This window comes from Bacillus sp. JJ1532 (genome assembly GCF_036965085.1).
Classification (GTDB): Bacteria; Bacillota; Bacilli; order Bacillales; family Cytobacillaceae; genus Cytobacillus.
This window is the reverse complement of record NZ_JBALOW010000011.1, coordinates 112,052-126,263: the sequence shown is the minus strand read 5'-3', so window position 1 is coordinate 126,263 and position 14,212 is coordinate 112,052. Positions and strand designations below refer to the sequence as shown.

General features: G+C 42.6%; 10 protein-coding genes. 2 read left to right on the top strand and 8 right to left on the bottom strand.

Translation table 11 applies throughout. From position 1 onward, the window contains the following. Positions 1 to 94: 94 nt before the first annotated feature. The 4 genes from V7122_RS05085 to V7122_RS05070 form a co-directional block, all read right to left on the bottom strand. Complete coding sequence (locus V7122_RS05085; protein WP_335525973.1) at positions 95 to 1,225, bottom strand: acyl-CoA dehydrogenase; 1,131 nt, start codon at positions 1,223 to 1,225, stop codon at positions 95 to 97. A gap of 49 nt (positions 1,226 to 1,274) precedes the next feature. After that, complete coding sequence (locus V7122_RS05080) at positions 1,275 to 2,126, bottom strand: 3-hydroxybutyryl-CoA dehydrogenase (protein ID WP_335525972.1); 852 nt, start codon at positions 2,124 to 2,126, stop codon at positions 1,275 to 1,277. 198 nt (positions 2,127 to 2,324) lie between these two features. Then, on the bottom strand, positions 2,325 to 3,512 hold the full coding sequence (locus tag V7122_RS05075) for an acetyl-CoA C-acetyltransferase (protein ID WP_335525971.1): 1,188 nt from the start codon (positions 3,510 to 3,512) through the stop codon (positions 2,325 to 2,327). Positions 3,513 to 3,763: 251 nt separating this feature from the next. Then, positions 3,764 to 5,875 (bottom strand): (Fe-S)-binding protein, encoded by a 2,112-nt coding sequence (locus V7122_RS05070; RefSeq protein WP_335525970.1) that lies wholly within the window; start codon positions 5,873 to 5,875, stop codon positions 3,764 to 3,766. Positions 5,876 to 6,108: 233 nt separating this feature from the next. Here V7122_RS05070 and cls point away from each other — a divergent pair, with 233 nt between their 5' ends. After that, entirely contained in the window at positions 6,109 to 7,311 is a 1,203-nt protein-coding gene (gene cls, locus V7122_RS05065; protein WP_335525969.1) for a cardiolipin synthase, read from the top strand. Between the two features lie 128 nt (positions 7,312 to 7,439). Here the strand turns inward: cls and argS are convergent, their stop codons facing one another. The 4 genes from argS to speE form a co-directional block, all read right to left on the bottom strand. Continuing rightward, a complete protein-coding gene (argS, locus tag V7122_RS05060; protein ID WP_335525968.1) occupies positions 7,440 to 9,110 on the bottom strand; it encodes an arginine--tRNA ligase in 1,671 nt (556 codons plus the stop codon). After that, on the bottom strand, positions 9,107 to 9,553 hold the full coding sequence (locus V7122_RS05055) for a DUF1934 domain-containing protein (protein WP_335525967.1): 447 nt from the start codon (positions 9,551 to 9,553) through the stop codon (positions 9,107 to 9,109). The genes argS and V7122_RS05055 overlap by 4 nt, the downstream gene beginning before the upstream one ends. 163 nt (positions 9,554 to 9,716) lie before the next feature. Then, positions 9,717 to 10,589: an agmatinase gene (speB, locus tag V7122_RS05050; protein WP_335525975.1), complete on the bottom strand. Its 873-nt coding sequence runs from the start codon at positions 10,587 to 10,589 to the stop codon at positions 9,717 to 9,719. A gap of 322 nt (positions 10,590 to 10,911) precedes the next feature. Then, entirely contained in the window at positions 10,912 to 11,739 is an 828-nt protein-coding gene (speE, locus tag V7122_RS05045; RefSeq protein WP_335525966.1) for a spermidine synthase, read from the bottom strand. Positions 11,740 to 12,000: 261 nt separating this feature from the next. Between speE and V7122_RS05040 the strand changes: the two genes are divergently transcribed. After that, a complete protein-coding gene (locus V7122_RS05040; protein WP_335525965.1) occupies positions 12,001 to 14,061 on the top strand; it encodes a transglycosylase domain-containing protein in 2,061 nt (686 codons plus the stop codon). The last annotated feature ends 151 nt before the right edge of the window (positions 14,062 to 14,212 follow it).

Sequence of the window (14,212 nt, the reverse complement as noted above, 5' to 3'; positions counted from 1 at the left end):
ACTATGAAGCGGTCATGACGAGCGTTTTGTATGAGTTCCTTTGGAAATACGCATAAGGAGACCGTCATAATTAGTGTTTTAAGTGAGTTCGCTATTAAAGATGCTTACTGATAACCAATCTCTGAATTTCGCTCGTACCCTCGTAGATTTCGGTGATTTTCGCATCACGGAAGTATCGTTCAACTGGATAATCCTCTGTATAGCCATAGCCCCCAAATACTTGGATGGCCTCTGTTGTTACTTCGACAGCTGTTTTGGAAGCAAACAGCTTTGCAATGGAGGCTTCCATTCCACATTTGATTCCTCTTTGGCGAAGATCAGCTGCACGATAGATTAAGAGCTTGGATGCTTCAACAGCCGTAGCCATATCTGCCAGCTTGAATCCGATCCCCTGCTGAGCAGCAATCGGCTTTCCGAATTGGACACGCTCTTTCGCGTATTCCGCCGCCGCTTCAAGAGCCGCTTCTGCAATTCCAAGCGCCTGGGCGGCAATACCGATTCGGCCTACCTCCAGATTAGCCAAGGCAATCTTAAAGCCATGTCCTTCCTCCCCAAGTAGATTCTCAGCCGGAACTCTCATATCCTCAAAGCTTAGCTGAAGCGTTCTGGAGCCATGCAAGCCCATCTTTTTCTCGTCTTTTCCGATCACAAGACCCGGCGTATCTTTTTCAACGATAAAAGCGGAAATCCCTCTGCTTCCGAGCTCAGGATTAGTTAAGGCGAATACGATATAAACATCCGCTTCCCCGCCGTTTGTGATAAAAACCTTGGATCCGTTGATCACATAATGGTCACCTTTTTTAACAGCCTTTGACTTCAGGCTTCCCGCGTCAGATCCGGCACTCGGCTCTGTTAAGCAGAAGGCGCCAAGATATTCGCCTGAGGCAAGCTTCGGAATATACTTTTTCTTTTGTTCCTCTGTACCGAAATAAAGGATTGGATTGGTCCCTACAGAGGTATGGACGGAAAGGATAACGCCAATCGTTGCACTCACCTTTGATAGCTCATTGATGGCAATGATGTAGGAGGTAAAATCCATTTCCGCACCGCCATACTGTTCCGGAATGGGAATTCCCATTAGGCCGAGCTCCCCCATTTTTCTTAGAATTTCACGTGGAAACTCGCCTTGCTCCATTTTTTCAATAAAAGGTGCTATTTCGGATTGGGCAAAGTCTCGCACCATTTTTCTCATCATTTCCTGCTCTTCTGTAAATCTCAGGTTCATTTGCAGCCCTCCGTTATTCCTATCGGGTGATTTTTATTTAAGGAAATGCCTATTCGTACGTATAAAAGCCTCTGCCTGTTTTACGTCCCAGCCAGCCGGCCTTCACATATTTTCTTAACAGCGGGCATGGGCGGTACTTATCGTCACCAAAGCCCTCATGAAGCGTTTCCATAATATATAGACAAGTATCAAGTCCAATAAAATCCGCCAAAGTAAGCGGCCCCATCGGATGATTCATACCAAGCTTCATCACTTCATCGATGGCTTCCTTAGAAGCAACCCCTTCATATAGGGTAAAAATGGCTTCGTTTATCATCGGCATCAGCACTCGATTTGACACAAATCCCGGAAAGTCATTGACTTCAACTGGTACCTTTTTGAGCGTTTTCGTAATGTCTTCAATTGTTTGGTAGACGTCATCTGCTGTTGCAAGACCGCGGATGATTTCTACAAGTTTCATAACAGGAACTGGATTCATAAAGTGCATGCCAATCACCTTTTCCGGCCGCTTTGTGGCAGCTGCAATTTCTGTGATTGGCAAGGATGATGTATTACTTGCGAGGATGGCGTGTGCAGGCGCAATGTCATCCAGCTGGCTGAATATTTTCGTTTTGACCTCCATATTTTCCACAGCAGCCTCAATAATGAGGTCAACAGCTTTGGCATCCTGCAGATCCGTAGAGGGCGTGAGATTGTTTAGAATCTCTTCCATTTGCTCGGCAGTCATCCGTTCTTTTTCAACCTGACGAGAAAGGTTCTTTCTGATCACGCCTAGACCGCGATCAACAAATTCCTGATTTAAGTCATTTAAAAGCACGCTGTAGCCGGCTTGTGCACAAACCTGGGCAATCCCAGAGCCCATTTGACCCGCTCCGATTACCATGATTTTTTGTACGTTCATTTTTGCTCCTCCGTTCGGTTGAATGTATATATTGGCTGATAATTATTGGGGTGTTAAATTTGGTTTGGCTGACAAATTCTTTGATTAGCTGATAAACCGGTGTATTTGGCTGATAAATAGGATAAATTGGCTGATAAACAAGCAAATTCGGCTGACAAATTCAACATGGGCCGACAAATAACGAATTTAGCCCTTCATTTAGTTTTTCGGAACCTCAATCATGATGGCATCGCCTTGGCCGCCGCCGCTGCAAATCGCTGCGATGCCGATTCCGCCGCCTCGACGTTTTAATTCATGCATTAATGTCAGGATAATTCTCGCTCCACTCGCGCCGATGGGATGCCCTAACGCGACCGCACCACCATTTACATTGACCTTATTTTCATCAAGATTGGCAATTTTTCCGCTTGTAAGCGCGACAGCTGCAAATGCCTCATTAATTTCAAAAAGATCAATTTCCTCAACGGATTTCCCTGTCCTTTTCAAAAGCTCGTTGATCACAAGCCCTGGTGTTTTCGGGAAATCCTTTGCCTCCACCGCAATGGCAGTGTGACCGAGAATAACCGCTGCAGGCTTTCTTCCTTCACGGGCAGCTCTTTCCTCGCTCATTAGGATTAATGCAGCCGCTCCATCATTCACACCAGGCGCATTCCCGGCCGTAATCGTGCCCTCTGGACCGAATGCCGGGCGAAGCTTCGCCAATTTATCAATGGAAGTATCTTTTCGAGGAGACTCATCCTCGGAAATCATAATGGGTTCTCCTTTTCTTTGCGGCACCGAGACGGGAACAATTTCCTCCGCTAGCCTTCCGTCTTCTATTGCAGCAGTGGCCAGTGCATGACTTCTAAGTGCCCAGCGGTCCTGCTCTTCCCGGCTAATGTCCATTTCTTCAGCCGTTTCATTTCCGTACGTCCCCATATGAGCCCCTGTGAAACTGCAGCTTAATCCATCATGTGTCATTAAATCCTTAACTTGTGCATCCCCCATGCGAAATCCCCAACGAGCGGTTGGCAGGAAATAAGGAGCTTGGCTCATTGATTCCATTCCACCAGCCACGATAACCTCTTCATCACCGAGGCGGATGATTTGATCCCCTAATGTGACACTGCGCATGCCCGAAGCACAAACCTTATTAACGGTTTCTGTTTTCACATTCCACGGAATCCCTGCTTTTCTTGCAGCCTGACGGGAAGGAATTTGGCCTTGCCCACCTTGCAGTACCGTTCCGAGAATGACTTCACCGACTTCCTCCGGTTTGACACCAGCACGAGCTAAAGCTTCTTTTACAGCAAAACCGCCAAGGTCTGAAGCAGAAAAGCTACTTAATCCCCCAGCAAATTTACCAAATGGCGTTCTTGCTCCACCTAAAATTACGGTTCTTCCCATCAGAATCTCTCCTTTGTTTTACTTGTTTTTTCAAACTTTCCTGCCCAATTGATTCATAGCGATCAAGCTATTTGACTGAACGCTCGCTCAATATACATTCAAAAAAATAACTCCTAAAATTGTAAGCGCTTTATCTATAATTCTATTTTACTTTAAAAATAGTTTAAATTGAAATACTTTACGAAAAATTCTTATAGTTCAACTTCAATTGGCAGAAATAGCTGCCAATTGAAGTTGAACTAATCATATTATTAAGAAACTAAAGTTTGCTTCTCCCCGATGACGGATTTTTCGAGAATTTCTGCTACATCGTACGTATGAATGGTTTCTTCCACTTCCTTCGCCTTCGTTCCGTCCGATAGCATCGTTAGGCAGTATGGACAGCCTGAACTGATGATCGAAGGATTGACGGCTAATGCTTGTTCTGTACGAGATACGTTAATGCGGTGGCCGGTTTCTTCCTCCATCCACATTAAGCCGCCTCCCGCTCCACAGCACATGCCGGTTTCGCGGTTTCTCTCCATTTCCACCAGCTTCACACCTGGAATGGATTTCAAAATTTCACGCGGCGGATCATAAACCTCGTTATAGCGTCCTAAGTAACAAGAATCATGGAAGGTAATTGTTTCATTTACCGAATATTGCGGTTTCAGCTTTCCTTCCTCAACAAGCTTCGCAAGGATTTCCGTATGATGGTAAACCTCTGCCTGCAGCCCGAAATCAGGGTATTCATTTTTGAAAATATTATATGCATGCGGGTCGATTGTGACGATTTTCTTCACTTCAGCCTTTTCAAATTCTTCAATATTTTTTGTCGCTAGCTCCTGGAATAAGAACTCATTTCCAAGACGTCTCGGTGTATCCCCAGAGTTCTTCTCCTTGTTTCCAAGAATGGCAAACTTCACATCCGCTTCATTCATTAATTTCGCAAAAGAAAGAGCAATCTTTTGGCTGCGGTTGTCAAATGAACCCATTGATCCTACCCAGAATAGGTACTCGAACTCTTCCCCAGCTTTATTCATTTCTTTCACAGTAGGTACATGTACATCCTCGCGTGCTTCACGCCAGTTTTCCTTCTCTTTGCGGTTTAATCCCCAAGGATTTCCTTGACGCTCGATGTTTGTCATAGCACGCTGTGCGTCTGCATCTAACTTTCCTTCTGTTAAAACAAGATAACGGCGCAGGTCGATAATTTTATCGACATGCTCATTCATAACCGGGCACTGATCCTCACAATTTCGGCAAGTCGTACAAGCCCAGATTTCTTCTTCTGTAATGACGTCCCCAATTAAGCTTGGGCTGTATGCTAATCCAGCAGCTGCTTCCTCTGCCGCTTTTCCCGCACCAGCTAAGGCAATCTGATTGCCCATTGTATTCGAGAAAGCAAAGGTTGGCACCCATGGCTGTTTGGATGTAACAGCTGCCCCATGGTTCGTTAAATGATCACGAAGCTTTAGAATTAAATCCATCGGCGACAGCATTTTGCCTGTGCCCGTTGCTGGACACATATTCGTACAGCGCCCACATTCAACACAAGCATAAAAATCAATCATTTGCAGCTGGGTGAAATCTTCAATTTTTCCGACTCCAAAGCTTTCCTGTGTTTCATCTTCGAAATCAATTTTTGATAATTTACCCGGCTTCTCAAGACGGTTGAAATAGACGTTGGCAGGTCCAGCGATTAAGTGCGCATGCTTGGATTGCGGCACATAAACAAGGAACGCTAATAAGAAAATTAAATGAATCCACCAAGCGATATAAAATACAACAATCGAAGCGGTTTCTCCCATCCATGAGAAGGCTCCCGCAATGACAGATGCAACCGGCTCTGTCCATGCCGCTTCATGTCCGTGCCAGATCATGCTCATTCCATTTCCAAGTAAAACAGAAAGCATTAATCCACCGATAAAAATAAGCACAAGCCCTGATTTAAAGCCTCTTTTTAAGCGGACAAGCTTTTCCACATATCTGCGATAGAAGGCCCAAATCACAGCAATCAGAATCATTAAGGTAACAAGCTCCTGGAAAAACGTAAATCCTGAATAGAGAGGTCCAAGAGGCAAATGCGCACCTGGTTTGATTCCTTTAATGATGAAATCAATGGCGCCAAATTGGACTAGAATAAACCCGTAGAAAAACATGACGTGTATGATTCCACTTTTCTTATCCTTCAACAGCTTCTTTTGGCCAAAGACATTAACCCAAATTTTACCTAGACGTTCCTTAACGTTGTTATCAAACTCTACCTTCTTTCCGAGTTTGATATATTCAATTCTCGTTTTAACAACATACACAAACAAACTGACTGCGTAAGCGGTTACAAGGAGAAATCCAATTAGATTCACCCACAACAATCCTGTCATTATCGTTAGCTCTCCCCTCTTAAAATGGATTGTCCAGCATATAATTCGAAAATTTTAAACACGATACAATTTTCAGAAATTACCCCTTGTCTCTATTATATTATGAGTGAGCATTCAGTCAACACATTTTATTTTAAAAATTATTTCTGATTGTCCGCTTGCTTTGAAAAAAATCATATAAATAATTGGACTGGAGATAATAATTGGATACAAATCACGAGGAGGAGAAAGTAATGAAAGTAACCTCCATTCTATTTATCATCGTTCTTTTGTTTGCTCTTTGGCTGACACTTGATTTTTATTTTGGACGAAGAAATCAATTAAGCAAACAGACAAAGAAGGAGTATCCCTTTTGGAATAGCAGCCTGGATATTTTTACAGAAGGACCGGCTTTATTCGAGGATCTGTTTTCGGAAATAAAAAAAGCAAAGCTTCACATTCATATATTATTTTATATTGTTAAGGACGATCAAATTAGTACAGAATTCTTAAATATCCTGAAGCAAAAAGCTCGGGAAGGAGTTGAGGTCCGCCTCCTTCTGGACTGGCTTGGGAGCCATCTGATTGATAAAAAAACGATCCAGTCTATAGAAAGTGAGGGTATTCAGTTTTCTTTTTCCCAGCGTCCCAAGTTTCCTTTCCTGTTCTATACGCTACAGGCTCGCAATCATAGAAAAATTACAGTCATTGACGGGAAAATTGGTTATATCGGCGGTTTCAATATTGGCAAGGAGTACATCGATTTAAATCCTAAACTGAGTCCATGGCGAGACTATCATTTGAAGATTGAGGGTGAAGGTGTAAACGGGCTGCAAAAGGAGTTTTTGACTGATTGGCGTCATGATAGCAAAGAGGATTTGCTGGATCATCCAAACTATTTTCCTACACTCCCTCAGGGTCCGTGTAGACATCAATTAATTCCCTCTAAAGGTGCGTTTCTGGAGGATACTTATACAACGCTAATTCGGAAGGCAGAAACGAATATTACCATTGGAACACCTTATTTTATTCCCAGCCAAAAACTGCTTCATGAATTGTCTAATGCCCTCTCAAGAGGTGTCAGCCTTACCGTTCTTGTCCCAAAGACATCGGACCATCCTCTTGTAAAGGAAGCTTCGTATTATTTTTTTAGAAAATTAATTAGGCAGGGTGCGGTTGTTTACGAATTTAAAAATGGCTTTTACCATGCTAAAACTCTTATTATCGATGATAAAATTTGTGATATTGGCACGACAAATTTTGATTTTCGGAGCTTTTTTTTAAACTACGAAATTAATTGTTATATTTATGATTATGACTTTATTCTGAAGGTGCGGCAGGTAATTCAATCAGACATTCGCCAATCCGAACGAATGACGCTCGCAAAACTAAACCAGTTTAACCCCATTCGGTCATTTAAGGAATGGGCGGCGCATTTGATTATATTGTTTTTGTAATATCCTTTAGTTCCTGTTTTTCTTGAATTCGTGAAAGTTTTGGAAAAAAACAAAAAAGCTGGCACGTAATTAGGAGGGAGGGCCCGCTCGATGGGGCTCTGCCTCTCTTTTACATGCCAGCAATCTTTTTACATTTTCTCCGGAGCCGAAACTCCGATTAGAGCAAGGGCATTTTTCAATGTTGTTTTAACTGCTTTGATTAAAGCTAGTCTTGCTTGTGTCCGTTCTGGGTGCTCGGTATCTAATACTTTTTCAGCATTGTAGAAGCTGTGGAACGCAGATGCCAATTCGAAAATATAATTGGTGATTCGATGCGGCAATCGTTTTTGTGCGGCTTCCCCTACTGCTTGCGGGAATTCGCCCAGCTTCTTCAAAACGTCTATTTCCTTTTCAGCCGAAATTAAGGAGAAGTCGGCAGAGCGGCTCACAGATAATCCCTGCTCTTCGCCTTGTCGTAAAATACTGCAAATCCGTGCATGCGCGTATTGCGCATAATAAACAGGATTTTCATTAGACTCAGAAACGGCTAAATCCAGGTCAAAGTCCATATGCGTGTCCGCACTTCTCATCGCAAAGAAATAGCGAGTTGCATCCAATCCTACCTCTTCCACTAGATCACGCATCGTTACCGCTTTTCCTGTCCGTTTGCTCATTTTCATTTTTTCGCCGTTTTTATATAAATGAACGAGCTGAATAACTTCTACTTCAAGTGTATCACGGTCGTAGCCTAATGCTTGAATAGCTGCTTTCATACGAGGAATGTAGCCGTGATGGTCAGCACCCCAAATATTAATCAGCTTTTCAAAGCCGCGCTCCAGCTTATCCTTGTGGTACGCAATATCTGGTGTTAAGTACGTATAGGAACCGTCATTTTTGATCAAAACGCGGTCTTTATCATCGCCAAAAGTTGTAGAGCGGAACCATGTTGCTCCCTCTTCCTCATAAATATGGCCATTGTCCTTCAATGCTTGTAAAGCCGTATCAATTTTTCCATTATGATATAGAGATGTTTCAGAATACCAAACATCAAACGGCACACGGAATTCCTCTAGGTCAGTCTTCAGCTTCGCCATTTCAACCTTTAATCCATATTCACGGAAGAAGTCAAAGCGCTCTTTTTCATCCACATGAACATATTTGTCGCCGAATTCCTCAGCAAGCTTTTTCCCAATCCCAATAATATCCTCGCCGTGGTAGCCGTCTGCAGGCATTTCTTTTTCCAATCCTAGTGCTTGGAAGTAACGTGCTTCCACTGAATACGCAAGATTATTAATCTGGTTGCCTGCGTCATTAATATAGTATTCGCGGGAAACATCATAGCCAGCCTTAGCTAAAATATTGGATAGAGAATCCCCTACAGCCGCACCACGAGCATGGCCAAGGTGAAGGTCCCCAGTCGGATTGGCGGATACAAACTCAACCTGAACTTTTTCATTCGCTCCAACATTTGTTTCTCCGTACTGATCGCCTGCTTCAAGAACAGCGGGAATTAAATTCGTTAAATAGCTATTGTCCATGTAAAAATTAATAAACCCTGGGCCCGCAATCTCCATTTTTTCAATGGAAGCTTTCGATTTATCAAAATTCGCAATTAGCGCCTCGGCAATCATTTTCGGCGCCTTTTTCGCTACTCGTGCAAGCTGCATCGCCATATTCGTGGAATAATCCCCATGCGCCTTTTCCTTCGGCGTTTCCAAAATAACGTTTGGCATTTGTTCTTCAGTTGCTAGATTCGCTTTGATCACAGCCGCTTTAATTTCTTCTTTCAGTTTGTTTTGCATTTGCTCTACACTGTTCAACTTTCTTCCTCCTCTTCGAATGTAATCGATAAATGGTATGTACCTGAACTTGCGCCTTGCATTTTCAATTCATATAAAAGGTCGATAGAGCCGTTCCCGGTTTGTTCGTTAAACTGGTGATCCAGCCTTTTTGTCATCGTTTCAATCTCAAACACGCCATAAGGTGTATGATAGCTTCCCTTAAGCTTTTTATTCATGATAAAAGGGAGCCTCATTCTCACAGCGCCGCTTCGCATAATAAGACCTTCTTTATCGGATACCTTGATGATTGTTTTGGCCATTCCTTCTTCCATCGCTTCCTCATATTGAAGAAACCGGGCATTTTCCTTTATATAGTATCGACCAAATGCGATGAGTTCAAAAGTATCTTTGCTGTGCCCATCTCGAATGTCTGTCTTTACTTTAATTTTAACAGGCATTTGCTCCGCTGGTCTAGTAGACAACGGCCACACATCCTTTTCGTAACATTATAGTAGACTTTAGCGAAAGGTTCTACTCTTCCCTGTATTAGGTTTACTATAGCCTATTTTAAAAATGGAAAAAACGGAGACCCATGTCTCCGTCATCGCTTTTTTAAAAGATAAGCTCTAGCGCTCTCAGCTTTTCTTATTTCACCCAGCCCAAAATCATTTCGCGAATGAGCTTGCTCGCCGTGTTAGCTGTTTGCTCAGATGGGTCGTATATAGGTGCAACCTCTACAAGATCACAGCCAACTACGTTTACATTGGAGCGGGCAATTTCATGAATGGAAGCTAGAAGTTCCTTCGATGTAATGCCGCCTGCGTCCACAGTACCAGTTCCTGGAGCATGAGCAGGGTCAAGCACATCAATATCGATCGTTACATATACGGGACGCCCCGCAAGCTTTGGCAGAATTTCTTTTAACGGCTCTAACACATCAAATTTCGAAATGTGCATGCCGACTTCTTTTGCCCATTTGAATTCTTCCTTCATTCCAGAACGGATACCAAAGGAAAAAATATTTTGAGGCCCGATTAGATCACAGGCTTTGCGGATAGGTGTCGAGTGGGATAATGGCTCCCCTTCGTAATTCTCACGTAAATCCGTATGTGCATCCATGTGAATAATCGCCATATCCGGATATTTTTTATACATTGCCTTAAAAACCGGCCATGAAACTAAATGCTCTCCGCCCATGCCAATCGGAAATTTACCTTCTGCTAAAAGCTGGTCAATAAATTCCTCGATTAAATCCAAGCTTTTCTGCGGATTTCCGAATGGCAGCGGAATATCGCCGGCATCATAATACTTTACTTCTTCTAATTCACGGTCTAAATAAGGGCTATATTCCTCAAGCCCAATAGACACCTCACGAATACGCGCAGGACCAAAACGGGAGCCCGGACGGTAGCTGACGGTCCAGTCCATCGGCATTCCGTAAATGACCGCTTTACTTTCCTCGTAATTCGGATGGCTTTTTATAAAAACATTGCCAGAGTATGCTTCATCAAAACGCACCACTGTCATCCCTCGTTCGTATTAAATTTGGGGTCTCTAGCCCCTTGATAGTGCTGTAATCAGCGATATTTTTGAATAAAGGCTAAATCACATGTGTTTTTTTATCTGAAAAACAGTTTATCAGCCAAATTTTGCGATTTATTAGCCAATTTGCCGGTTTGTCAGCCAGTTTACCTGTTTTATCAGCCAATTTTACTCATTTATCAGCCAATTTACCGGGTTTATCAGCCAATTTGCCGGGTTTATCAGCCAAATTCAACGATATATCAGCCAATCGATATTTTACTGCCCATTAACACACATATATTTTGGTACAAAAAATTTACTCTACTAAATCCTTCACAAATTTCGGCAATACAAAAGCAGCCTGATGAAGCTCTTTTGTATAATATTTTGTGTCGATTTCATGGAAGCGGTCTTCGCTAACCTCTAGTGGATCATACTTTTTAGAACCGATGGTGAACGCCCATAATCCGCTTGGATACGTTGGGATGTTCGCCACATAAAGACGTGTAATCGGGAAAATTTCCTTAACGTCCTTTTGAACATTGCGAATTAAATCGGCTTTAAACCAAGGGTTGTCTGATTGCGCGACAAAAATTCCGTCTTCCTTTAAAGCTTTGGAAATCCCTGCATAGAAGCCTTTTGTAAATAGATTCACAGCTGGACCAACAGGCTCAGTGGAGTCAACCATAATCACATCGTATTCATTTTCGCTTTCAGCAATGTGCATGAAACCATCGCCAACTTGAACATCCACACGCGGATCGTCTAATTTGCCTGCGATTTCCGGTAGGTATTTTTTAGAATACTCGATGACCTTTCCATCAATATCAACAAGCGTTGCCTTTTTCACGCTTGGATGCTTAAGAACTTCGCGAATCACTCCGCCGTCCCCGCCTCCAACAACTAAAACATTTTCAGGGTTCGGATGTGTAAACAACGGCACATGAGCAACCATTTCATGATAAACAAATTCATCTTTCACAGAAGTCATAACCATGCCGTCTAGTAAAAGCATATTGCCCCATTCTTCTGTTTTCACCATTTCAAGCATTTGAAAATCTGTCTGTTCTGTATGTAAAGTCTGCTTAACCTTCATTGTAATGCCAAAATTCTCTGTTTGTTTTTCAGTAAACCAAAGTCCCATTTATCTAACCATTCCTTCCGTAAAAAAATCGATTATTTACTGTCGATAACAATTCTTTTTTATACTTCCCAATCTGAATAATTACAAACATGAGAAAAAGTATAGATGAATCTAGCAAAAAAGCAAGAAAAAATTGAATTTTGCTTAAGAGAAATGTTTAAAACGAAAGGTTTGTTTCAATACTATTGAGAGATGGAATTTTTCCCAAATTAGAAATTTATAAAAGCTAGTAAACACTTTGGAGAGGTGGTGGTTTTCACGATGGAGATTATGACGAATCAACGTTTCAAAAAAGCTGGTAAGGTTTTACGCGCCATCTTTATTTTTAGCTTAATTGGTTTTATCCTGGCTGCTATCATCATGGCTGGCATTTTGCTTTATGCTAAGGTTCTTGGGCCTCCGCCTCTAGCTGTTCCGCAGTCAACCTTATTCTACTCTGATAATGGAACCGTGATCGGGGAAAGTCATAATGGCCAAAAGCGGTATTGGGTAGAGCTTTCAGACATTAGCCCATACTTAGTGAATGCCACCGTTTCGATTGAGGATCGCAAATTTTACTCCCATCATGGGTTTGATTATAAGAGAATTGCAGGAGCCATCATTGCTGATGTTAAAGCAATGGCCAAGGTACAAGGAGCGAGCACCATTAGCCAGCAGTATGCCCGAAATCTATTTCTTGAACATGAAAAAACATGGAAGCGTAAATTGAAGGAAGCCTTCTATACGATTCGGCTTGAAATGAATTATTCGAAGAAAGAGATTCTTGAAGGCTACTTAAATACTATTTATTATGGCCATGGGGCTTACGGAACAGAAGCGGCAAGCCAGTTCTATTTTGGGAAGCATGCCGGAGAATTAACTCTTGGGGAAGCTTCCATTTTAGCCGGAATTCCAAAGGGAGCTGGTATCTATTCCCCACTCGTATCAAACGAAAATGCGAAAAATCGGCAAAAGATCATTTTAAACACGATGGTCGAAAATGACTATATTGATAAAAAGACGGCTGAAGCTGCTTTGCAAGAACCGTTGACCTTAGTTGGGAAGCATCTCCATACAAAAGCTAAAACAGCCCCTTACTTTCAGGATACGGTTCGCCAAGCATTGAAAACAGAGCTAAAACTGGATGACCGGATCATTGAATTAGGGGGATTAAAGGTTTACACCACCTTGGATATGAAGCAGCAGGAAATCGCAGAACAGACAGTGGATCAATTAATCTCAAAGGATTCTGAAATCCAGGTTGGAATGGTTTCAATGAATCCGAAAAACGGGCATGTCAAAGCGATGGTCGGAGGAAGAGATTACGCGGAAAGTCCTTTTAACCGCGCCGTTCAGGCCATTCGCCAGCCGGGTTCAACTATGAAGCCAATGCTCTATTACGCTGCCTTGGAAAATGGATTTACTCCTTCCTCTCTAATGCGAAGTGAGCCAACCACTTTCCGATTCGATGACGAAAGACCTGACTATACACCGAAAAACTTTAACAGCCAATATGCGGATGGCGATATCACCATGGCTCAAGCACTAGCCCTTTCAGATAATATTTATGCTGTTAAGACTCATCTTTTCTTAGGAATCGATACACTCGTAAACACAGCTCAGAAATTTGGAATTTCTACAAAAATGAACAAAGTTCCTTCCCTGGCACTGGGCACATCTGGTGTTCGGATAATCGAAATGGCAAATGCCTATAGTATATTTGCGAACGGCGGAAAAAAAGTGTCGCCTGTCTTAATCACAAGGGTTGAGAATCATAAGGGAGAAATTATTTACGAGCAGGAAAAAGAGGCACTTCCTATATTGCGACCTGATTTAGCTTATGTGATGACCCAAATGATGACGGGCATTTTTGACCCGAGACTGAATGGATACACAAGCGTCACGGGGCGATCCGTTATTAATGATATGACTCGGACCTACGCGGGGAAATCAGGCTCAACGGATACTGACAGCTGGATGATCGGCTACTCACCGCAGCTTGTTTCCGCCGTTTGGACCGGCTTTGACAAGGGAAAAACGATTCATAAAACAGCAGATAAATCATATGCAAAAAATATTTGGATTCGTTTTATGGAGGAGGCGCATCAGGGGTTGCCAGTCAAAGGCTTTAAACCGGTAAAAGGAACAGTCGGTGTCTATGTGAATCCGGAAAACGGCAAATTAGCCACTGATGAATGCCCTGTTAAACGTTTAACGTATTTCGCTAAAGGCACAGAGCCGACCGAATATTGTACAGCTCACTTGTTATATCAAGAAGAGAAACCAGATGTAAAAGAGCAGCCTGAGAAGAAGCCTTGGTATAAGCGATTGTTTAATTGGTAAAAAGGAAACTTCTTAGGATTTGATGGCGGCATTTGGACGCCTAGTCGCCCTTCTATGGAAAAGTGAGGTCGAAGGGCATCATGAGGGGGCTAACGCCATTCCTATGGTAAAAACAAAGTACAAGGACGATTAGAGATGGCCTTAAATCCCT